This window comes from Aeromonas sp. QDB03, assembly GCF_027707985.1.
In the GTDB taxonomy this organism is placed as follows: Bacteria; Pseudomonadota; Gammaproteobacteria; order Enterobacterales; family Aeromonadaceae; genus Aeromonas; species Aeromonas hydrophila.
In genome coordinates this window covers 1-20279 of sequence record NZ_JAPCJG010000003.1, presented here as the reverse complement: position 1 = coordinate 20279, position 20279 = coordinate 1, and the positions used below count along the sequence as shown (strand labels likewise).

The following is a 20279-nucleotide window of genomic DNA, read 5'->3' as shown; positions in this document are numbered from 1 at the left end:
GCTGCCTGCCACTGCCGCTTATCCCGGATTCACCAACTCCTTCATCAGCGCCTTTAACCAGATCAACGCCGGCTGCTGCGCATGCACCGGATGCCAGACGCAGTTGAGGTGATAATCCGGCACATCTTCGGGCAGCGGCAGGCTTTTCAGCGGCCAGTGGCTGGCGAGCAGCTCGGCCACCATGCTGGGCAGCACCAGCAGGTGATCGCTCTGGCTGACGATGGCGGCGGCGGACATATAGCTCTGGCTGTTGACCGAGATGGTACGACTGAACCCCAGCGTCTTCAGATAGCGATCCAGACTCGCCTCCGAGGTTCCGAGCGGTGAGTGGAACACGTGGGGCATCTCGATCAGCTGCGCCAAGCTGATGCGCTCGCCCTGCAGCGCCGGGTCATCCCCACTCTCTGCGAGCGCCGGGGCGGTCATCGGCAGATCGGCGCGCACCAGCCCGGCCAGCGGCTCGGTGAGCCAGGTCTCCTTGCCGAGATACCCCGGCACTTGCATGTATTCGTCAAAGCCCAGCACGAGATCTATCTCGCCGCTCGCCAGCTCGGCTTCGGGCAGGGTGTCGCGCAAGATGCGGATCTCGATGGTGACTCCGGGCGCCAGCCGTTTGAGGCGCTGGATAAGCGGCGGGATCAGCACGCACTCCACGTAATCCGTGGTGCAGAGCACGAAGCGGCGCTTCGACTGGCTCGGCTCAAACACCTCCTCATCGCTGAGCTGCTGCTCCAGCAGTCGCAGCGCCTGCTGTACCCCCAGATGCAGCCGCTGGGCGCGCGGGGTCGGCAGCATTCCTTGCGGGGTACGCACCAAGAGCGGATCGCCAAAGAAGGTGCGCAGGCGATTGAGCGCATGGCTCATGGCGGGCTGGCTGATAAAGAGGGTTTCGGCGGCGCGGGTGACGCTGCCCTGCGCCATCAGGGCGTCAAAGGCGAGCAGCAGGTTGAGGTCGAGCTGGTGCAGTTTCATCAAGATTATTTGCCTAGCTTATGGGACAATCCATCCTATTCATTTGATGGATGTGAGCGCAACTTCTTACACTGCGACCACTGTTATTTTTCCAGGATCCCCGCGCCGCGTTTTCACGCCTGCGGGGTCTCAATCCATGCAAGGAGCCTTGCGATGAGCATCAAGACCATGAACACCACGCCGGCCGCTGACGGCTTCACCATGCCCGCCGAGTGGGCACACCAGCAGGCCGTCTGGATGATCTGGCCGTTTCGCCCGGACAACTGGCGTGAGGCCGGTCGCTTCGCGCAAGCCACCTTCGCCAAGGTGGCGGATGCTATTGGGCAAGCCACCCCGGTCTTTATGGGGGTACCGGCCCAGTTTATGGAGCAGGCTCGCGCCATCATGCCCAGCCATGTCACCCTGGTCGAGATGAACAGCGATGACTGCTGGGCCCGCGACAGCGGCCCCACCATAGTCACCAACGCGGCCGGCGAGTGCCGTGGGGTGGATTGGGGCTTCAACGCCTGGGGCGGTCACAAGGGCGGTCTCTACTACCCCTGGGATCAAGACGAGCAAGTGGCGGCCCAGATGCTGGCACAGCACGGCATGGCCCGTTACGACGCGCCGCTCATTCTGGAAGGGGGCTCCATCCACGTCGACGGCGAAGGCACCTGCCTGACCACCGCCGAGTGCCTGCTCAACGAAAACCGCAACCCGCACCTGAGCAAAGAGCAAATCGAAGCACACCTGCGCGACTATCTGGGTGTGCAGAGCTTTATCTGGCTGGACGAAGGCGTCTACATGGACGAGACCGACGGCCACATCGACAACATGTGCTGCTTCGTGCGTCCGGGTGAAGTGGCCCTGCACTGGACTGACGACCAGAACGATCCCCAGTACGCCCGCTCCGTGGCCGCCCTCAAGGTGCTGGAAGCCGCGGTCGACGCCAAGGGTCGCAAGCTGAAAGTGTGGAAGCTGCCCCAGCCGGGCCCGCTCTACTGCACTCAGGAAGAGTCTGCCGGTGTCGAGAGTGGTACCGGTGTGCCGCGCGAGGCGGAAGGCCGTCTGGCCGGCTCCTACGTGAACTTCCTCATCACCAACGATCGCATCGTCTACCCGCTGCTGGATGTCGCCACCGACGGCGAAGCTCAGCGCATTCTGGAAGAGATCTTCCCGGAGCATAAGGTCGTCGGCGTGCCGGCCCGCGAGATCCTGCTGGGCGGTGGCAATATCCACTGCATTACTCAGCAAATCCCTTCAGGTCAATAAGCTGGTCGAAGAGTGTAGAAATTCAAAACCCCACGCCGTGGGGTTTTCTCTCTTGATGATGTGATGGTCGCAGGTGCTGATGCGGCGATCATCATGACAAACCGTCACCCTTTACAGGAGATCCCCATGATCGAAGTGACCGAGGTTTCCATTGCCGAACTGCGCGGTGCGCTCGAATCAGGCCGCACCACCGCGGTCGAACTGGTCAAGGCCTATCTGGCCCGGATCGAGGCCTACAACGGCCCCGAGACACAAACCCGCCTCAACGCCCTTGTGGTGCCCAATCCCGATGCGCTAAAAGAAGCCGAGGCTTCCGATGCCCGCCGCGCCCGTGGCGAAACTCTGGGGCCGCTCGACGGCATCCCCTACACCGCCAAAGACAGCTATCTGGTCAAGGGGCTGACCGCCGCCTCCGGCAGCCCGGCCTTCAAGGATCTGGTGGCCCAGCGCGATGCCTTTACCGTTGAGCGGCTGCGCGCCGCCGGTGCCATCTGCCTTGGCAAAACCAATATGCCGCCGATGGCCAATGGCGGCATGCAGCGCGGCGTCTATGGCCGTGCCGAGAGCCCCTACAACGCCGACTACCTGACCGCACCCTTTGCCTCCGGCTCCTCCAACGGGGCCGGTACTGCCACCGCCGCCAGCTTCTCCGCCTTTGGTCTGGCGGAAGAGACCTGGTCGAGCGGCCGTGGCCCGGCTTCCAACAACGGCCTGTGTGCCTACACCCCGTCCCGCGGCGTGATTTCGGTGCGCGGCAACTGGCCGCTGACCCCGACCATGGACGTGGTGGTGCCCTATGCCCGCACCATGAACGACCTCCTGGAAGTGCTGGATGTGGTCGTGGCCGACGATGCCGATACCCGTGGCGATCTGTGGCGCTTGCAGCCCTGGGTCAAGATCCCCAAGGCCTCCGAGGTGCGTCCGGCTTCCTATCTGGATCTGGCTGCCAAGCCCGATGCCCTCAAGGGCAAGCGGCTCGGCGTGCCGCGCATGTTTATCAACAAGGATGAACTGGCCGGCACCAGCGAAAACCCCGGCATTGGCGGCCCGACCGGTCAGCGGATCCATACCCGCGAGACCGTGATTGCCCTGTGGGAACAGGCCCGCCAGGCGCTGGAAGCCGCTGGTGCCGAAGTCATCGAAGTGGACTTCCCGCTGGTCTCCAACTGCGAAGGGGACAGGCCCGGCGCGCCGACCGTGTTCAATCGCGGCATCGTGAGCCCGGAGTTTCTCAACGACGAGCTGTGGGAGCTCTCCGGCTGGGCGTTCGACGACTTCCTGCGCGCCAACGGCGATCCCAAGCTGAATAAATTGGCCGATGTGGATGGCCCGAAGATCTTCCCCCACGATCCGGGCACCCTGCCGAACCGCGAGGGCGATCTGGCGGCGGGCATGGACGAGTACGTCAAGATGGCCAAGCGCGGCCTCAAGCGCTTCGACGAGATTGCCTCGGTGCCGGACGGCCTGCGTGGTCTGGAGAAGACCCGCAAGCTGGATCTGGAAGACTGGATGGACGGGCTCAAGCTCGACGCCGTGCTGTTCCCCACCGTTGCCGACGTCGCCCCGGCTGACGCGGATGTGAATCCGGCCTCCGCCGATATCGCCTGGAGCAACGGCATCTGGGTCGCCAACGGCAACCTCGCCATTCGCCACCTCGGCGTGCCGACCGTCACCGTCCCCATGGGCGTCATGGCCGATATCGGCATGCCGGTGGGCCTGACCTTCGCCGGCCGCGCCTATGACGACAACAAGCTGCTGCGCTTCGCCTCGGCCTTCGAGTCCACCGGCAGCAAGCGTATGGTGCCGCCACGGACGCCGCCGTTGGGGTGAGTGCTGCCGTGAGTTAAATCTCTCTGGATCATTCTGAGATAATAAAAAAACCACCCGTTATACGGGTGGTTTTTACTTTTATTATTGGGTAATAGATATGTTCATTGAATATCCTGATCTTTCTTCTTTGATGAATAATATCATTGCATATTCGATAGTCTCTAGATGTGTAGAGATTATTAGGGATATAACAGATTTTCATTAACTCCATCGTTGGAGATTTTCTTCTTCATGTTCAAGTGTTATATCATGTAATTCATTTACTATGTTTGAGATGTTATGATTGGTTTTTAAAAGCTGACAAATACTATTTATAGTAAGTCCATAAAAGTAGACTGATTTTATCGATAGATAAACTGACATTGATAGACTTAATGCTCTGTAATTTCTTATTACATGCTCCTGTAACTCATCAGGATAATTGCTGACTGTACAGTAATTATAAGCATCTTCCGATAGGCTATGAACTGAATCTGAATTCATTGCATATAATGTAACATATTCTGCTTCATACCCACATTCTTCAAATCTTTTAAATGGACTGGGCCACTTACCAATGGAACGATCATATAGTCCAGAATGGCCCACTTTGAGCTCTTTAAGGAAATTGATTTTTTTTAGGGCAATATCAGCGGCTACATCATCGCAATTCTTTTGCGCAAATTTATACCAGAAATCAGATTTTTCTAATGTTGTTTCAATGTAGTGCTTAAGTAATTGCTTGGAACGTTCATTTTTTTTGCCTCTACTTAAATAAATGACATTTACCGAGTGCTCCATTGCCACCCTAGCTAATGGGTCTATACTCTCATAGTTTTTTTCATCAAGTAGGGTGATTATTGCCTCTAATAATTTTGTCAGGGTATTTAACAGGGTTCTAATCTGAATTCGTTGAATTGTATAACTAATACCTTCTCCCTGTTCAATGTCTAGTTCTAGGAAGATTTCCCTCAGTTTTAAAAAAGCACTCTTAATTATTGGTGCATGTGATGCGTGGGCTTCTTTTATTTGGGCTGCCTGGATTATTTTTTCAATTATTTTTTCCATAAAGACCTTGGGCTAGTATGTTGATGCCAGTTTTTTATGCCCATATGGGGCCATTTTGGAAGGGTATCACATCTAGTTTGATGAAGAACAACATAAGGTACGTGTAGGGCTGTAGAGCGACTGTGAAATGGGATCGCTGATTGGCCTTTGGCATCCAAGGTTGCTAAATAACTGATCCTAATAGGGCCGCAGGTTCGAATAGCGAAGCGTATTCGGACGTTCGCGAATAGGAGGTCGCTGCCGATTTTTCCGGACTTTCCCCAGACTTCACCTTCCCTTCACACAAGCCCATTTTCCCTTCACACAAGCCCATTTTCCCTTCACAAATCCCCCGTATTTTCTGCCCACTGATAAATGGGCCCGGCTTGTCACAGGGGTGGCGAGGGGCCGGTTGGTTCGAGGGAGCAAGATGATGAAAGGTTGGATAAAGTGCGGGCTGGCCGGCGCCGTGGTGCTGATGGCGAGTTTCTGGGGCGGCAGCGTGCGGGCGGCGGGGATCTCCCTCAAGCAGGTGAGCGGCCCTGTCTATGTTGTTGAAGATAACTACTACGTCAAAGAGAACTCCATGGTCTATTTCGGTGCCAAGGGAGTGACTGTGGTGGGGGCGACCTGGACACCGGATACCGCCCGCGAGCTGCACAAGCTGATCAAACGGGTCAGCCGCAAGCCGGTGCTGGAGGTGATCAACACCAACTACCACACCGATCGGGCGGGCGGTAACGCCTACTGGAAGTCCATCGGCGCCAAGGTGGTGGCGACGCGCCAGACCCGGGATCTGATGAAGAGCGACTGGGCCGAGATTGTCGCCTTTACCCGCAAGGGGCTGCCGGAATACCCGGATCTGCCGCTGGTGCTGCCCAACGTGGTGCACGATGGTGACTTCACCCTGCAAGAGGGCAAGCTGCGCGCCTTCTACGCGGGCCCGGCCCATACCCCGGACGGCATCTTTGTCTACTTCCCCGACGAGCAGGTGCTCTATGGCAACTGCATCCTCAAGGAGAAGCTGGGCAACCTGAGCTTTGCCGATGTGAAGGCGTATCCGCAGACCATCGAGCGACTCAAGGCGATGAAGCTGCCGATCAAGACGGTGGTGGGCGGCCACGACTCACCGCTGCACGGCCCCGAGCTGATTGATCACTACGAGGCGCTGATCAAGGCCGCACCCCAGTCATAAGCCGCCGCAGCGGCAGCCGAATGACGGGCTGGGCGCACGATAAAGGAGACGCCCGGTCGGGCGTTTCTGGCAGGGGATCGCCCTTGCCCCCTGTTTCGGGCTGTTCAAGGGCGGCCCCCTTTCATAAGATGGGCCTCTCTTCACGCAGTTAGCGGGCCTTTCGTGATGCACGCAATTCAAGACGAACAACCCGATTCACTTGGCCGCCTCAAGCAGGCTTTCATCACCGGCATGTGGGCGTCGCTTGCCAGCATCATCATCGGCTTCGCCTTCAAGGTGTGGCTGGCGCAGTGGGTGGCCAAGGGGGATCTGGCGCTGTTCAACAGCGTGGTGGATTTGATCTCGCTGTCCCTCATCCTGATGACCGGCTTTCGCTCATCCATGGTGGTGAGCTACTCCCAGACCAAAAACGATCGGGACATCATCAATATCTTCCGCTACTTCCTCATTGGCATGGTGCTGCTCACCTGGGGGCTGGTGATCCCCTACATCAAGCACGGGCTCCATATCCGGGTGGAGTATCTGGAACTGGTGGGGGTCATCTTCGGGCTCGGGTTCAAGGTCTACTTCACCAATCTGGTGGCCATGTACCGGATGTACGGGATCTCCAACCGGGTCACCTGGCTGGAGCCGCTGGCCAACGGTTTGCTGTTTATGGCCTGCTATTTCGGGCTGGGGATGGATGCGCTCGCTTCGCTCTTCTACGGACTGACCTTCTCTTCGCTTGGCATCGCCGGCTACATGTATCTGCATCGCCGTCGGGCCATCGCCACCCGGCCGCTGACCAAGGTCGAGCTTGGCCCCGAGATGCGCAGCTATGTGAAGAAGAGCTTTACCGCATCCCTCGAGGCGGGGGCCAGCATCCTGATGATCTACATCACGGTACTGCTCACCATCCGCCACTTCAGCCTCGACGAGCTGGGGGATTTTCAGGTGGTGGTGCGCCCCATCTTCACCTACATGACCACCCTGTTCGTCTTCCCCATCTACCGCTTCGTGCTGCCGGAGCTGGCGGTCAATCTGCGCAGCGGCGATCACCGCCAGATCCGCCTGATCCGGCGCTGGATCTTCCGCCTCAGCGCCATCGTCAGCCTGGTGTTCTTTCTGGTGATGCTGCTGGCGGGCAAGCCGCTGGTGTCGCTGCTGTTCCCGGCCGACTATCTGGGGGCCGTACCGGTGCTGCTGCACTTCTCCCTCTTCTTCATCTTCATGATGCTCAACGGTTACCAGCTTGCCTACATCAAGGCCCACGGCCACTTTACCCAGAGTCTGCTGATCCGCGCGGTGGGCATAGTGGCGCTGGTGGCGGCCTACTACCTGGTGGCCCGCTTCACCACCAACGTGGTGGCCATTATCGTGGCGCTGGGCCTTGGTTATCTGGTGATGTTCGTGCTCTCCACCCTGGCCGAGCAGCGCATCCTGCGGGCCTTGCCGCCGGAACTGGCGGCTGCGCCGTAGGAGTGGAGCAGGTGTGTATCGGATAACAAAAAACGCCCGACTGGGCGTTTTTTTATTGGCGGTGCCGGGGCGGCTTAGCGCCGGCCCTTGCCACCCTTGTTGCCAGCCAGTGCCTGCTTTCTGGCACGCTGCTTCTGGGCTGCCTTGCTGCTGCGGCGCGGCTCGGGCTCGAAGCGGGTCAGGTCTGGCTCAAAGCCCGGGAACCACTGCTGGGGCAAACGGGTGTCGAGCACCGCCTCCACCTTCTCCAGCAGCGGCGCATCTTCCGGGCTGAACAAGGTGATGGCGAGCCCCTTGTTGCCGGCGCGACCGGTGCGGCCGATACGGTGTACGTAATCCTCTGCCACAAATGGGAATTCCATATTGATCACGTAGTTGAGATCCGTGATATCTAGGCCGCGGGCCGCCACGTCGGTGGCAACCAGCGCCTGCAGGGTGCCGGCGCGAAACTCCAGCAGCACCTTCTCCCGCGCGCCTTGTGACAGATCACCGTGGAAGGCCAGTGCATTGATGCCCGCCTTGCCGAGCTGCTGGGCCAGCTTGTCGGCCCCCTGCCGGGTGCGGCTGAAGATCAGGGCCGGCGCCCAGCCTTTCACTTTGAGCATGTGTTCGACCAGCGCCAGTTTGCGATCGCCATCCACCGTATAGACCCGCTGCTCCACCTCGGCCGCCGTGGTGTTGCGCGGTGCCACTTCGATAAGTGCCGGGTCACGCAGCAGCACCTTGCTCAAGGCAAACAGGTTGTCATCGCAGGTAGCGGAGAAGAGCAAGGTCTGGCGATCCACCGGGATCTGTTTCAGCAGTTCCTTGATCTCGTCCATAAAGCCCATGTCGAGCATGCGATCCGCCTCGTCAAACACCAGATGGCGCAGCGCCGCCAGACTCAACGCCCCCTGCCGCAGATGGTCGAGCAGCCGGCCCGGGGTGGCGATCAGGATATCCACCCCGGCTTTCAACGCCTCCACTTGCGCCGCGATACTCACCCCGCCGTAAACTTGCGTGCTGGTGAGCTCGGTGCCCTTGGCGTAGCGCGTGACACTCTCATGTACCTGCACTGCCAGTTCGCGGGTCGGCACCAGCACCAGGGCGCGGATGGGGCGGGGGGCATCGTTGGTCGGGTTTTGCAGCAACTGCTCCAGCAGCGGCAGCACGAAGGCGGCGGTCTTGCCGGTGCCGGTCTGGGCGCCCGCCATCAGATCGCGCCCCGCCAGAATGACCGGGATGGCGCTGGCCTGCACCGGGGTCGGCGCGGCGTAGCCAAGCTCGGTCAGGGTCTGCTGCAAGCGGGGGGAGAGCGCCAGATCGGCGAAGGAGGCAATGGACATAAGGGTACCCGTCGGGATGGGCGCGGCCACGCCGCGCTGGAAACAGTCTTGATGGCCGGCATGGTAACAGATGCGGGGCCGTGGGCAGAAGGCGCCGCCGGCTCAGCGGCAGTGAAACACCTCTTCCAGTGCATCCACCACGGCGCGCACCCGGCTGGCTTTTTGCAAGTCGGGGTGGAGCACCAGCCAGATGTCGACCGGATCGCACAGGGTGGGCAGTACGCGCACCAGCTCCGGCTCCTTGTCTGCCAGAAAGGTGGAGAGCAGGGCGATGCCGAGCCCCTGGCGGGCCGCCGCCAGCAACAGCAACTGGGCGTTGCACTGCAGCACCACGTTGGGCTCGTGCAGCGGCTCCCCGCACAGGCTGTGCCAGTGGCGGGAGACCAGTTCCCTGGCAAACAGCAGCAGGGCATGCTGGCTGAGAGCGTGGCCGCTCTTGGGCGTGCCGTGGCGGGCCAGATAGTCGCGGGAGGCATAGAGCCCCATCTCTATGGTGGTGAGGCGCTTGATCACCAGCTCGTCGTTGTCCGGGCGCAGCCCGCGGATGGCGAGATCGGCCTCCCGGTAGGCGATGTCGCTGACGCTGACCGCGGTCTGCAGGCTGAGCCGGATGCCGGGGTGGCGCTCGCGCAGCAGGGTGAGGGCGGGCAGCACGAAGGCCTGGGCCAGGGTATCGGTGGTGGCGATGCGCACCTCGCCACACAGGCTCTGATCGCCGGCGCTCGCCTTGCGTTCGATGGCCTTGATGGCCAGCTCCATGGCGCTGGCATCCGCCAGCATGGCCTCGCCGAGGGGGCTGAGATCATAGAGCTTGGGGGTGCGGATAAAGAGCTTGGAGCCGAGGTTCTGCTCCAGCGCCGTGATGCGGCGCCCCACGGTGGCCTGATCGACCCCCAGTACGCCGGCGGCGCCGCGCAGGGTGCCCTGCCGTGCCAGTGCCAGAAAAAACCGCGCGTCGTCCCAGTTGATCATCGAGCCTCCCACTCAAAGTGCCCCGGCGGGGCGTGCCCATTAGAAGCCAGTGCCGGCGGGATCACAAGGCGAGAGTGCCCTTCTCGACATGCAGATAGATGCCACTGACATGCATTATTGAAGCAGGCTGATGCATTTGTGTCGCTGTCGAGGGGCCTCGACGGGCGCTATCATGGCGCCTCTCGTCAGCGGCCTTGCCCGCCCTCATCGGAGCCTTGCATGTCATCATCTCTTTGCGCCGCCGCCCCCTCTGCGGCGGCCACCTCCCATCGCGCCATCCTGCTGTTTCTACCGCTGGCGTTGATGTCGGCGCTGCTCAACAGCAGCGTGCCAACTCCCCTCTATCCCCACTATCAGCAGGCGCTGGCCCTGAGCGATGTCAGCCTCACCCTCATCTATGGCGGCTATGCGGGCGGGGTGCTGATCTCCCTGTTCGGGGTCGGCAATCTGGCAGGCAGGGTGAGCGATCTGCGCGCCATGATCCTGCCGGCCCTGCTGGCGGTACTGGGGGGCGCCCTGTTGTTCTCTCTCGCGGACTCCTTCTGGTCGCTGTTGCTGGCGCGGGTGCTGGCCGGGATCGGCACCGGCGCCCTGACCGGCGCCGCCAACGTGGCTCTGCTGCGCTTTGGCCCACGCGATGGCGGCAAGCGGGCCGCCCTCAGCGCGACCCTCTCCTTCACCGCCGGGCTGGCGCTCGGCCCGGTGTTCAGCGGGTTGGCGCTGCAGCTGGAGTGCTATCCAACCCAACTGCCCTTCCTGCTCATCATGGGGCTGGCGGCCTGTGCCATGGCGGGGGTGGCATTGAGCTGGCCCGCCCGCGCGCAAGGGGCGCCGGCTGCGGCAACGCAGCAGGGCAGGGGATCGCTGGGGGAGGGGCTCAAGGCCACCGGGGCGGCTTTCTTTATTTGTGCACTGGCGCTGTTTACCGCCTGGGCGGTGGCGGCCAGCCTGCTGGCCATCGGTCCCAAGGTGGCGAGTCAGCTGCTGGGGCTGCGGGATCTCGGCCTGTTCGGCTATCTCATCGCGGCCTACATGGTGCTCTCCGGCCTGTGCCAGCTCTGGGCCCGTCGGCTCGATGCCCGTCACACCCTGCAAAGCGGCGCCCTGGCGCTGGCGCTCTGCATGCTGCTGTTTGCCGGCGCCGTGCATGTCCAGTCGTGGTGGCTGGCAGTGCTCGGCTTGCTGGTGGCCGGTTACGCCCAGGGCGCGGTGTTCGTCGGCAGCGCGACCCTGGTCAACCGCATCGCGCCGGCTGCCAGCCACGCCCGGCTGGTGTCGCTCTTCTACGTGATCGCCTATGTGGCGAACTGGGTGCCGGTGCTGCTGGGCTGGGTCAGCGACGGGGCCGGCGTGCAGGCGGCGGTGGATCTGCTCACCGTCGGCAGCGTGCTGATCAGCCTGGGGCTGGCCTGGGCGGCCTGGCGCACCCGCTTCGAGCCGGCTGCCGGCTAGTGTGACTCAGTCGGCCAGCAGCACCCGCTCGGCTGACAGATGGTGCATCCATTCGCGCAGGATCAAGAGGACAGCGGCAAAGCGCCGGGTCTTGGGCAGATTGGCTGCGGCCAGCGGGTCACCCTCCACCATGGCGGCAAACTGGCCGAACAGCTGCTCCAGGCTCTCCCGGCTCAGTTCACGACTGCCGAGCACCTCGGCCAGCGGCATCAGCACGTCCTCCACCACCATGATGGCCTGCTCCAGCTCCAGCGCGCTCGGTGGATCCCGGCGAAACGGGCCCGGTGTCATGGCCTCGAGGCCGAAGCCCAAGTCGCGGGTGAAGTGGGTGCCGTCGGCCCGGGTCAGCTGCAGCTGGCTGTTGTGCTCCCCCAGGCTGAGCAGGATGGCGGTCTGGTTGCGGGTCATGGGATCTCCTTAGTGGCAGTCGCGACTCTGCCCTATCCATACACCCGCCGCGACCTGCTGGCGAGGGCTTTCGGCGCCCCCCATCCGGGGAATACGGCTTGCAATATATGGAAGTAATGGCATTCTGGATGTCTAGATGGTTGTCTTGTCGTTACCTTCAGGAGCTTAGATATGGATATTCGTACCGCCCCCCGTGCGCTTGCGCTCGCCCTGTTGCTGGCCAGCAGCCTTGCCACCGCCAACGAGGCGCTGGTGATCCAGACCGACTTTGGTCTCAAGGATGGCGCCGTCTCGGCCATGAAGGGGGTCGCCTTCGGGGTGGACCGCACCCTGCCGCTCTATGACCTGACCCATGAGATCCCGGCCTACAACATCTGGGAAGCCTCCTACCGCCTCTATCAGACCCTGCAGTACTGGCCCAAGGGGACAGTGTTCGTCAGCGTGGTGGATCCGGGGGTCGGCACCGATCGCAAGTCGGTGGTGCTCAAGACCAAGAGTGGCCATTACATCGTCAGCCCGGACAACGGTACCCTGACCCTGGTGGCGGAGCACTTCGGTATCGACACGGTGCGCCAGATCGACGAGAAGACCAACCGCCTCAAGGGCTCCGAGAAGTCCTACACCTTCCACGGCCGCGACGTCTACGCCTACACCGGCGCCCGGCTCGCCTCCGGTGCCATCAGCTATGAGCAGGTAGGGCCCAAGCTGCCGGCCGAGGTGGTGAAGATCCCCTATCAGCCGGCAGTGGCCGAGCAGGATGGCACCCTCAAGGGCACCATTCCGATCCTGGACGTGCAGTACGGCAACGTCTGGACCAACATCGACGACAGCCTGCTGACCAAGGCGGGGATCAACAAGGGCGACAACGCCTGCATCAAGATCAGCGAAGGGGATGCGCTGAAATACGAGGGCAAGGCTCCTTATGTCAGCAGCTTTGGCGATGTGCCGGAAGGCCAGCCTCTGGTCTACCTCAACAGCCTGCTGCAGGTGTCGGTGGCGCTGAACATGGACAGCTTCGCCGCCAAACATCAGGTGCAATCCGGCGCCAACTGGCATATCAGCCTGAAGAAGTGTTCCTGATAGCGAGCCGAGGTCGCCGGCTGACCGGTACACGGAGATAAAGAGGGCAGGCATCGACGGATGCCTGCCCTCTTGTCATGGTGCCCGCGACAGCGTGGTTGTTGTCAAAACACATATTTGCAAGGTGATATTGATAATGATTGTCATTTAACTGGATAATCACCGACTCCTCAGACCACTCACCCTTTGCACGATGAAAGCCAGCCTCTTACTGGTCAGCCTGCTGATCCTGACCGCCTGCAATGACAACCATAGCCAGACGCCCGTTCCCTCTGTGCCGGTGGTGACACCGCCCGTAGTAGAGCCGCCGGTGGAACCTCCGGTGGTGACGCCACCCACAGAGCCGCCGATTGAACCGGTACCGACCCATACCCGCAGCGAGTTGACCGTGCGGCTTGATGTGACGACCCGCCTGGGGCAGGGGGCCACCCTGCTGCTGCGCCAGGCCGCTACCGGCATCGCGGTGAGCGGAGAGGTGGGGGAGGAGCGCCCCCTGGTCATGACGCTGCCGGCCGGTTTGCTGCTGGATCAGCCGCTGGAGCTGATGGGGCGCGATGGCAGCTATATTCTGCGCGCCGCGACGGCCCGGGTGGCCGAACTCGGCGCCACGGCCCTGTCGGCCCGGCGCGCTGACGCACCTTCCTTGCGACTGGATGAAGAGGAGACGGCGCTGTTCCTGCTGGCCGACCGCAATGGGGACGGCACCCTCGATCAGGGCGAGTGGGGGCAACTGGCACAGATCCGTCTGCAACAGCAACCGCTCATTCAGGACTATGCGACCCTGTTGCTGGCCCAGCGCCAGCCGGGGGCCGAGCTCAACTATCCGGACAGCTGGCAGATGCTGCTGGCCCTGCGTGCCGATCAGGGGGAGCGCAGCTGGTATCGGCGCAGCAACAGCGGCCCCATCGAGGCGGCGAGGCTGCTGCTCTATCCCGCCCAACCCAGCCAGCCCGACGAGCCGGAGACGGCCGACCTGCTGCGCCTTGATGAGCAGGGTCGGCTGACGAGCGGCACTGACTGGCGTTGCCTGCACGATGTGCGCAGCACCGCCGGGGTCAAGGGCAGCCAGTATTGGCTGCACGCCAGCGGCAGCAGTGCGTTGCCGCAGGCCAGCCGTGCCGGGCTGGGGGTGGTGCCAACCGGCTGCGGACGCAGTGACTGGCGACTGCCTGGTCTGGCCGAATTCGAACGGCTGCTGGCGGCGGACAAGCAGAGTTGGCGCTACCCCCACACCTTTGCCCTGGCTGTGCCGACCCGGATCTGGCTGCAGGACGGCGCCGGCCGCCCCGCTCTTTATCAGCCCGCCACGGGCAGCTGGCTCGAGGAGGGGGAGGGCAGCGTGATCTGGTATGCGCTGGCGCCCTATCCGGTACGCCCTTCGGTCATCCGTGACGACAGCATGCCCGACATGGCCGCCCTGCGCGCCCGGTATGCCGGCCCTGCCGCCCAATGGCCGGCGGCCAGAGTTGATGAGGGGGTCGAGTGGCAGGAGCTGGGGCCGCTGCCGGCGGTGCCCTTCCCGGCTGACAACCCTTACAGCCGGGCCAAGGTGGTGCTGGGTCAGCAACTGTTCTTCGACAAGCGGCTCTCCCGGGCGCAAGACATCAGCTGTGCCAGCTGCCACGATCCGCAAAAAGGGTGGAGCGACGGGCTGAGCGTCTCGGTGGGCCATCAGGGGCAGAAGGGGACTCGCAACGCCCCCTCGATCATCAACAGTGCCTTCAGCAGCAGCCAGTTCTGGGATGGCCGGGTCGGTTCCCTTGAGGAGCAGTCTTTGCACCCCATCCAGAACCCGGTGGAGATGGCGCTGGATCACGACGAACTGCTGGCACGTCTGCAGGCCAGCCGCGACTACCCGGCGGCCTTTGCCACGGCGTTCGGTGACGAGGGGATCAGCCTGGAGCGGATTGCCAAGGCGATCGCCACCTTCGAGCGCACCATCATCAGCCGCGACAGCGACTTCGAGCGCTTCGTCCAAGGCGACGGGCAGGCCCTAAGCGACAAGGCGCTGTGGGGGATGCATCTCTATCGCACCGATGGCCGCTGCATGAACTGCCACTCCGGGCCGTTGCTGAGCCAGTACCGGTTCGAGAGCGTGGGGCTGGCTTACTATGGCCGCAATCTGGAGGACCGCGGCCGCTTCCTGCACACCCGCCAAAAGGCGGACATGGGGCGCTTCAAGACCCCCAGCCTGCGGGACGTGGCGTTTACCGCTCCTTATATGCACAACGGGGTCTTCCCCATCCTGGCGCAGCGCATCGGCAGTTCCGTGCAGGGGGTGGTGGCCATGTACAACTTCGGGGTGACCAAGTGGAGCAGCGGGGTGGGCTTCCCGACCGGGGTGGCGCAGTACGATCCCTTCTTCCCGCAAGCCTCCGATCACCTGCATGCGCTCGGTCTCTCCAACGACGAGCTGGATGCCATCGGCGAGTTTCTGCGCAGCGTGTCTGCCGAGCCGAGGCGCACTCCGGCCACGGTTACCGAGCTCGGATTGAGCGGGGTGGCTGACGAGGCGCCGGTGCCTGCCATCGTGATCGATCTGCAGGTGACGCCGGCAGCGCCCCGGCTGGAAGTGGGCCAGACGCTGGCTCTGCAGGCCGCACTGCGGCTCAGCGATGGCATGCTCAGTCCGGCGCAGGGCCCCTTGCAGTGGCGCAGCATGACGCCGGAGCGGGTCAGCGTCGACGGCGATGGGGTGCTCCACGCTCTGGCGCTGGGGCCTGCCCGGGTACAGGTGAGCACGAGCGAGCGGATGCTGGAAGTGGCGGTGCAGGTGGTGGATGCCCAGCCCGACTTCAGCCAGGGCTGCCGTCATCCCGAGCTGGCGGCGGGCGAGCTGATCTTCGTCTGTCCCCTGACTCGCGCGGAAGCGGACCGGCTGGCGCTGGCGTACAACGGCAGCGCCAGGGATGACGATGGGGATTACAACCCCTTCCCCCACGACTATGTGGTGATGAGTCAGGAACGGGCTCGCGACTACTGCCAGCAGCTGGTGGCGCGTGGCCACGATGATTGGCGCCTGCCGGCGGCCAGGGAGCTGACGGCGCTGTTTGCCGCCTATCATCAGCGCGGTGAGGAGCTGAAACTACTGACGGAGCAGGGCTGGCCGCTCTACAGCCGGCTCTGGAGCAGCGATGCCCCCAACGACGACGGGGAGGCTCCCCTGCTCGATCCGGGCAGCGGCGAGCTCATCACGGATCTGCCACAAGAGGCTCACGGCGTCGCCTGCGTGCGGGCACGTTAAGGAATTCGAGTCATGATCTCGACAAGGGCGCGGCGGCGCCCTTTTCATGGTTGGTCCAGTGGTGAGTCTTACTGCCCCTTGAGCGGGGCGGCGGCGGGTTGGAGCCGGATGGGCTGGGGCGGCAGCTCGCGCACGCTTACCACCACCTCATAGCGTTTGTCTGCTTCGGCCGGCGGAATGTTCTTGAACAGCGCCTGGGCGGTGGCCTGAGGATCCTGGCCTAGCTTGCTGGCGTGATAGAGGGGGGCGGGTAACGTCGGCGGGCGGGCGTCGGGACGACCGGCTGCTGAAGGTGGCAGCTCACAGGCCTGGGCCGACAGGCTGGCAAGCAGCAGAGTGAGCGCGAGGGGGTAACGTGACATGGGGATGACTCCATCCAGGGAAGATGGCCCATCAAACGCCAGGCGGGCCGCTAGCTCAACGGCTTTTACGCTCCCTTTTCACCCTCTTTACAGTCGTGACAACGGGCGCCTGGGCGCCCGTTGTGGATCCTGGCAAGCGCGGGACTCAGAACTCGTTGGAGAGCGCTTTGTACCCCTTGACCAGATCGATGTTGGTGTGGGCCACGTCCTCGGAGAACTCGGCGGCATCCACCGAGACCCGCGGGATATGGTCCAGATCGCTCTGCTGGTTGATGCGGGTGGTGGAAGGGACGTAGAACTCCGGCGGCAGATCGCAGCCGTCCACCACCGAGTTGTGGCGCACCACGGCGCCATCACCGATGTGGCAGTTGAACAGCACGCTGTTGAAGCCGATGAACACCCGGTTGCCCACTTCGCACGGCCCGTGGACTATGCTGCGGTGGGCGATGGAGGTGTACTCGCCGATGGTGACGGCGGCGCCGGACTTGGAGTGGATGACGACCCCGTCCTGAATGTTGGAGTTGGCGCCGATGACGATGGGCTCCATGTCGCCGCTGGCATCCACCTCGTCGGCGCGGATCACCGCATAGGGGCCGACAAACACGTTCTCCTTGATGATCACCTTGCCACAGATGATGGCTGTCTTGTCGATATAGGCTGACTCGTCGATGACCGGCAGATGGCCGGAGGGATTCTTGCGGATCATGTTACATCCTGTTGAAGAGGAAAGCGGACGGGAAGCAGGCCGGACGTGCGGGCCCGCCGGAGAGTCAGCTTACGCCTCGGTGCCGGGAGGGGAAACCCTTTACTGGTCTGACCCCGACATGGGCCGGCGCCCCGGCAGGGTGTTCCCTCTGGGCAAAATATGGGAGCATGGCCGTTCTCGAGGGCAAAACGGCCCGCTCGACATTATGTGCATAACCCTGGATACCCAAGATGAAGAAGATTGTTGTGCTGCTCGGCATGCTGCTGGCCCCCTGGTTCTCCTCCGCCGTGCAGGCCAAAGGGGAGGCCGGTGAATTTGACTATTACGCCATGGCGCTCTCCTGGTCACCGGAGCATTGCGCCATCAAGCCGGCCGACCGGGACCAATGTTCCCGCCAGCTGGGATTCGTGCTGCACGGGCTCTGGCCCCAGTATCAGCGCGGCTACCCGAGCAGCTGTAGCCGCGAGCGGCTGGATCCGGCGATGGAGCAGCAGTTTGCCGGCCTCTATCCCAGCCGCTTCCTCTATCGCCATGAGTGGGAGAAGCACGGTACTTGCTCCGGTCTGAGCCAGAGCGGCTTTCATCAGCTAGCCAGCGACCTGCGCCAGAAAGTGAAGATCCCGGCCGCCTATCAGTCTCCCGCCGAGCCGCTGCGCAAGAGCCGCTTCCAGCTCAAGGCGGATCTGGCCAGTGCCAACGACTGGCTGGCTCCGGACAACATCACGGTGGCCTGCGCCGACGGTGGCCGCTTCCTGCGGGAGGTCTATATCTGCATCAACAAGGAGGGGACGGCAGCCGTCACCTGTTCCGACGAGATGCAAAAGCGCGAGTTGCGCTCCTGCGGTCAGCCGGACTTCCTGCTGCGCAGCGTACGTTGACCACTTATCTTCATCAGGCCCCTCGCGGGCCTGATGTGCAATGAGGGTATGGGAAAGGAGTCTGATCAATGAAGAGCAAGCAAGGATTTTCGGGCGAGGAGCGGGGGCTGCTGCTCGGCGTGAAAGGGGTGGGGCCCACCGTCATCGGGCGGCTTGAACAGCTTGGCTACCACAATCTGGCGCAATTAGCCGCGGCCGACACCGGCCATATCGTGCAGCTGGTGGCCAGCATGCTGGGCTCGACCTGCTGGCTGAACAGCCCACAGGCCCGGGCGGCCATCGATGGGGCCATCGCCCTGGCACGCAGCCAGGTCGGAGGCGTCTCTACGGAGCAGCGAGAGGCGACATCATGACGCTGTTTGCCGAGCTGGGGCTGCGCTACCCCATTATTCAAGCCCCCATGGCCGGTGTGCAGGACAGCGTGCTGGCACTGGCCGTGACTCGGGCCGGCGCGCTGGGCTCATTGCCTGCGGCCATGCTGAGCCTCGCCACCTTGCGCGAAGAGCTGAGCAGGCTGGCGGCGAGCGCTGAGGGGCCATTTAACATCAACTTCTTCTGTCACCGGCAGGAGGCGCCGGATCCCGCCGCCCAGGCCCGCTGGTTGCAGCGGCTGGCGCCTTACTATGACGAATACGGCGTGCGTGACACGGCCAGCACGGCGGCTGCCAGTCGGGCCCCGTTCAATGCCGAGCATGCCGCCATGGTGGCCGAGTTCACACCGGCCGTGGTCAGTTTTCATTTCGGACTGCCCGAGCCCGAGTTGCTGGCCAGGGTGAAAGCCAGCGGGGCCAAGGTATTTGCCAGCGCCACCACGGTCGCTGAAGCCCGCTGGCTCGCCGACCATGGTGCCGATGCCATCATCGCCCAGGGGCTGGAGGCCGGCGGCCATCGCGGCCATTTCCTCGAGGACGATCTCAGCCTGCAGCAGGGCACCTTTAGTTTGTTGCCACAGATAGTAGAGGCGGTGAGGCTGCCGGTCATCGCCGCCGGCGGCATTGTCGATGGCCGCGGGATTCGCGCCGCACTGGCGTTGGGCGCCAGCGCCGTGCAGATGGGCACCGCCTTTCTCTGTTGCCACGAAGCGACCACCTCGGCCCTGCATCGGGCGGCACTGCACTCGTCGGCAGGGCGACACACGGCGCTGACCAATCTGTTCAGTGGTCGCCCGGCCCGCGGCATCGTCAATCGCCTGATGCGAGAGCTGGGCCCGCTGTCCGAAGATGTGCCTGCATTTCCTTATGCCAGTGGCGCGCTGGCACCACTGCGCAGTGCGGCCGAACAGCGGGGAAACACTGGGTGTTCGCCGCTCTGGGCCGGCCAGAATGTCTCTGGTTGCCGTGACTGGCCGGCTGCCGAGCTGATCTCGCGCTGGGTAGAAGAAGCTGGGTTGGCTGACGTTATGCCTATATAGGAAGTCAATGTGAGCGCTGGCTCAAGCGGGGGGATGGAAAACAGGGTAAAAGCAGACTCGGATCTCCCTGTTTTACTCGTTATCTGTGGATAAGTTTGTATAAAAGCTGTGCTTGGATATGAATAACTAAAAAAGTGCGCTTTTTTGCAATTTTATTGCATTCGCCCCCTTGCCAGCGTGATCAATCTCTCTATAATGCGCCCCATCGACACGGCAAGCGGCAACGCAAACAACCGGGTCGGTAACCTCGAAAAGCCTTTGAAAATAAGGCTTGACTCGAGAAGGCGGTTGAGTAGAATGCCACTCCCGCAGCAGCCAAAAGCTGTGTCGCTCTTTAACAATTTGAATCAAGCAATCTGTGTGGGCACTCATAGCATCGAGCATCAAAAACAATTTTTGATATCAATGTCTGATGAAGTGACCAAAGCAACTTTATAGTTGCAGCAGTTAATTCAGCAATTCATTGAGCCGCCTTAACAGGCAACCAAACTTAAATTGAAGAGTTTGATCATGGCTCAGATTGAACGCTGGCGGCAGGCCTAACACATGCAAGTCGAGCGGCAGCGGGAAAGTAGCTTGCTACTTTTGCCGGCGAGCGGCGGACGGGTGAGTAATGCCTGGGAAATTGCCCAGTCGAGGGGGATAACAGTTGGAAACGACTGCTAATACCGCATACGCCCTACGGGGGAAAGCAGGGGACCTTCGGGCC

At 62.4% G+C, this 20279-nt stretch carries 17 protein-coding genes and 1 rRNA gene; 11 read left to right on the top strand and 7 right to left on the bottom strand.

Going from position 1 to position 20279, the window contains the following annotated elements; genetic code table 11:
* Positions 1-18 precede the first annotated feature (18 nt).
* On the bottom strand, positions 19-972 hold the full coding sequence (locus PG900_RS09205) for a LysR family transcriptional regulator (RefSeq protein ID WP_270831331.1): 954 nt from the start codon (positions 970-972) through the stop codon (positions 19-21).
* A 153-nt stretch (positions 973-1125) separates the two neighbouring features.
* On the opposite strand from PG900_RS09205, the gene aguA reads away from it, so the two are divergent.
* Both aguA and PG900_RS09195 read left to right on the top strand, forming a co-directional pair.
* Positions 1126-2223 (top strand): agmatine deiminase, encoded by a 1098-nt coding sequence (aguA, locus tag PG900_RS09200; RefSeq protein WP_270831330.1) that lies wholly within the window; start codon positions 1126-1128, stop codon positions 2221-2223.
* A 126-nt stretch (positions 2224-2349) separates the two neighbouring features.
* Positions 2350-4053, top strand: a complete 1704-nt coding sequence (locus PG900_RS09195; protein ID WP_270831329.1) for an amidase — start codon at positions 2350-2352, stop codon at positions 4051-4053.
* A 201-nt stretch (positions 4054-4254) separates the two neighbouring features.
* Here the strand turns inward: PG900_RS09195 and PG900_RS09190 are convergent, their stop codons facing one another.
* Entirely contained in the window at positions 4255-5100 is an 846-nt protein-coding gene (locus PG900_RS09190) for a DUF5677 domain-containing protein (RefSeq protein WP_270831328.1), read from the bottom strand.
* Between the two features lie 409 nt (positions 5101-5509).
* Here PG900_RS09190 and cphA point away from each other — a divergent pair, with 409 nt between their 5' ends.
* On the top strand, positions 5510-6274 hold the full coding sequence (cphA, locus tag PG900_RS09185) for a CphA family subclass B2 metallo-beta-lactamase (RefSeq protein WP_442866155.1): 765 nt from the start codon (positions 5510-5512) through the stop codon (positions 6272-6274).
* A gap of 165 nt (positions 6275-6439) precedes the next feature.
* Positions 6440-7732 carry a lipopolysaccharide biosynthesis protein gene (locus PG900_RS09180; protein WP_270831326.1) on the top strand — a complete coding sequence of 431 codons (1293 nt, stop codon included), beginning with the start codon at positions 6440-6442 and terminating at the stop codon, positions 7730-7732.
* Between the two features lie 74 nt (positions 7733-7806).
* Here the strand turns inward: PG900_RS09180 and PG900_RS09175 are convergent, their stop codons facing one another.
* Together PG900_RS09175 and PG900_RS09170 are read right to left on the bottom strand one after the other, a co-directional pair.
* Positions 7807-9057, bottom strand: coding sequence for a DEAD/DEAH box helicase (locus tag PG900_RS09175; RefSeq protein WP_270831325.1), 1251 nt, complete (start codon positions 9055-9057; stop codon positions 7807-7809).
* A gap of 102 nt (positions 9058-9159) precedes the next feature.
* Positions 9160-10029, bottom strand: a complete 870-nt coding sequence (locus PG900_RS09170) for a LysR family transcriptional regulator (protein ID WP_270831324.1) — start codon at positions 10027-10029, stop codon at positions 9160-9162.
* Between the two features lie 219 nt (positions 10030-10248).
* Here PG900_RS09170 and PG900_RS09165 point away from each other — a divergent pair, with 219 nt between their 5' ends.
* Positions 10249-11481 carry an MFS transporter gene (locus PG900_RS09165; RefSeq protein WP_270831323.1) on the top strand — a complete coding sequence of 411 codons (1233 nt, stop codon included), beginning with the start codon at positions 10249-10251 and terminating at the stop codon, positions 11479-11481.
* Between the two features lie 6 nt (positions 11482-11487).
* On the opposite strand, the gene PG900_RS09160 is transcribed toward PG900_RS09165, so the two are convergent.
* Complete coding sequence (locus tag PG900_RS09160; protein ID WP_270831322.1) at positions 11488-11889, bottom strand: hypothetical protein; 402 nt, start codon at positions 11887-11889, stop codon at positions 11488-11490.
* A gap of 171 nt (positions 11890-12060) precedes the next feature.
* On the opposite strand from PG900_RS09160, the gene PG900_RS09155 reads away from it, so the two are divergent.
* Both PG900_RS09155 and PG900_RS09150 read left to right on the top strand, forming a co-directional pair.
* Entirely contained in the window at positions 12061-12969 is a 909-nt protein-coding gene (locus tag PG900_RS09155) for an SAM hydrolase/SAM-dependent halogenase family protein (protein WP_039216060.1), read from the top strand.
* A gap of 193 nt (positions 12970-13162) precedes the next feature.
* Positions 13163-16213, top strand: coding sequence for a cytochrome c peroxidase (locus PG900_RS09150; RefSeq protein WP_270831321.1), 3051 nt, complete (start codon positions 13163-13165; stop codon positions 16211-16213).
* Positions 16214-16281: 68 nt separating this feature from the next.
* Here the strand turns inward: PG900_RS09150 and PG900_RS09145 are convergent, their stop codons facing one another.
* Positions 16282-16575: a hypothetical protein gene (locus PG900_RS09145; protein WP_270831320.1), complete on the bottom strand. Its 294-nt coding sequence runs from the start codon at positions 16573-16575 to the stop codon at positions 16282-16284.
* Between the two features lie 145 nt (positions 16576-16720).
* Positions 16721-17281 carry a carbonic anhydrase gene (locus tag PG900_RS09140; RefSeq protein ID WP_005309014.1) on the bottom strand — a complete coding sequence of 187 codons (561 nt, stop codon included), beginning with the start codon at positions 17279-17281 and terminating at the stop codon, positions 16721-16723.
* A gap of 230 nt (positions 17282-17511) precedes the next feature.
* On the opposite strand from PG900_RS09140, the gene PG900_RS09135 reads away from it, so the two are divergent.
* From PG900_RS09135 to PG900_RS09120, 4 genes are all read left to right on the top strand, one after another.
* Positions 17512-18159, top strand: a complete 648-nt coding sequence (locus PG900_RS09135; protein ID WP_039216063.1) for a ribonuclease T2 family protein — start codon at positions 17512-17514, stop codon at positions 18157-18159.
* Between the two features lie 68 nt (positions 18160-18227).
* Complete coding sequence (locus tag PG900_RS09130; RefSeq protein WP_270831319.1) at positions 18228-18512, top strand: helix-hairpin-helix domain-containing protein; 285 nt, start codon at positions 18228-18230, stop codon at positions 18510-18512.
* Positions 18509-19570, top strand: coding sequence for an NAD(P)H-dependent flavin oxidoreductase (locus PG900_RS09125; RefSeq protein WP_270831318.1), 1062 nt, complete (start codon positions 18509-18511; stop codon positions 19568-19570). Before PG900_RS09130 ends, PG900_RS09125 begins: the two co-directional genes overlap by 4 nt.
* A gap of 492 nt (positions 19571-20062) precedes the next feature.
* Positions 20063-20279 (top strand): 16S ribosomal RNA (locus PG900_RS09120); the annotation flags it as partial.

What these genes read in the sequence shown, in the direction of transcription:
- PG900_RS09125 (WP_270831318.1), top strand. Translation starts at nt 18,509, where the DNA reads ATGACGCTGTTTGCCGAGCTGGGGCTGCGCTACCCCATTATTCAAGCC.
- aguA (WP_270831330.1), top strand. Translation starts at nt 1,126, where the DNA reads ATGAGCATCAAGACCATGAACACCACGCCGGCCGCTGACGGCTTCACC.
- PG900_RS09165 (WP_270831323.1), top strand. Translation starts at nt 10,249, where the DNA reads ATGTCATCATCTCTTTGCGCCGCCGCCCCCTCTGCGGCGGCCACCTCC.
- PG900_RS09170 (WP_270831324.1), bottom strand. Translation starts at nt 10,029, where the DNA reads ATGATCAACTGGGACGACGCGCGGTTTTTTCTGGCACTGGCACGGCAG.
- PG900_RS09140 (WP_005309014.1), bottom strand. Translation starts at nt 17,281, where the DNA reads ATGATCCGCAAGAATCCCTCCGGCCATCTGCCGGTCATCGACGAGTCA.
- PG900_RS09150 (WP_270831321.1), top strand. Translation starts at nt 13,163, where the DNA reads ATGAAAGCCAGCCTCTTACTGGTCAGCCTGCTGATCCTGACCGCCTGC.
- PG900_RS09205 (WP_270831331.1), bottom strand. Translation starts at nt 972, where the DNA reads ATGAAACTGCACCAGCTCGACCTCAACCTGCTGCTCGCCTTTGACGCC.
- PG900_RS09130 (WP_270831319.1), top strand. Translation starts at nt 18,228, where the DNA reads ATGAAGAGCAAGCAAGGATTTTCGGGCGAGGAGCGGGGGCTGCTGCTC.
- cphA (WP_442866155.1), top strand. Translation starts at nt 5,510, where the DNA reads ATGATGAAAGGTTGGATAAAGTGCGGGCTGGCCGGCGCCGTGGTGCTG.
- PG900_RS09160 (WP_270831322.1), bottom strand. Translation starts at nt 11,889, where the DNA reads ATGACCCGCAACCAGACCGCCATCCTGCTCAGCCTGGGGGAGCACAAC.
- PG900_RS09195 (WP_270831329.1), top strand. Translation starts at nt 2,350, where the DNA reads ATGATCGAAGTGACCGAGGTTTCCATTGCCGAACTGCGCGGTGCGCTC.
- PG900_RS09175 (WP_270831325.1), bottom strand. Translation starts at nt 9,057, where the DNA reads ATGTCCATTGCCTCCTTCGCCGATCTGGCGCTCTCCCCCCGCTTGCAG.
- PG900_RS09135 (WP_039216063.1), top strand. Translation starts at nt 17,512, where the DNA reads ATGAAGAAGATTGTTGTGCTGCTCGGCATGCTGCTGGCCCCCTGGTTC.
- PG900_RS09190 (WP_270831328.1), bottom strand. Translation starts at nt 5,100, where the DNA reads ATGGAAAAAATAATTGAAAAAATAATCCAGGCAGCCCAAATAAAAGAA.
- PG900_RS09155 (WP_039216060.1), top strand. Translation starts at nt 12,061, where the DNA reads ATGGATATTCGTACCGCCCCCCGTGCGCTTGCGCTCGCCCTGTTGCTG.
- PG900_RS09145 (WP_270831320.1), bottom strand. Translation starts at nt 16,575, where the DNA reads ATGTCACGTTACCCCCTCGCGCTCACTCTGCTGCTTGCCAGCCTGTCG.
- PG900_RS09180 (WP_270831326.1), top strand. Translation starts at nt 6,440, where the DNA reads ATGCACGCAATTCAAGACGAACAACCCGATTCACTTGGCCGCCTCAAG.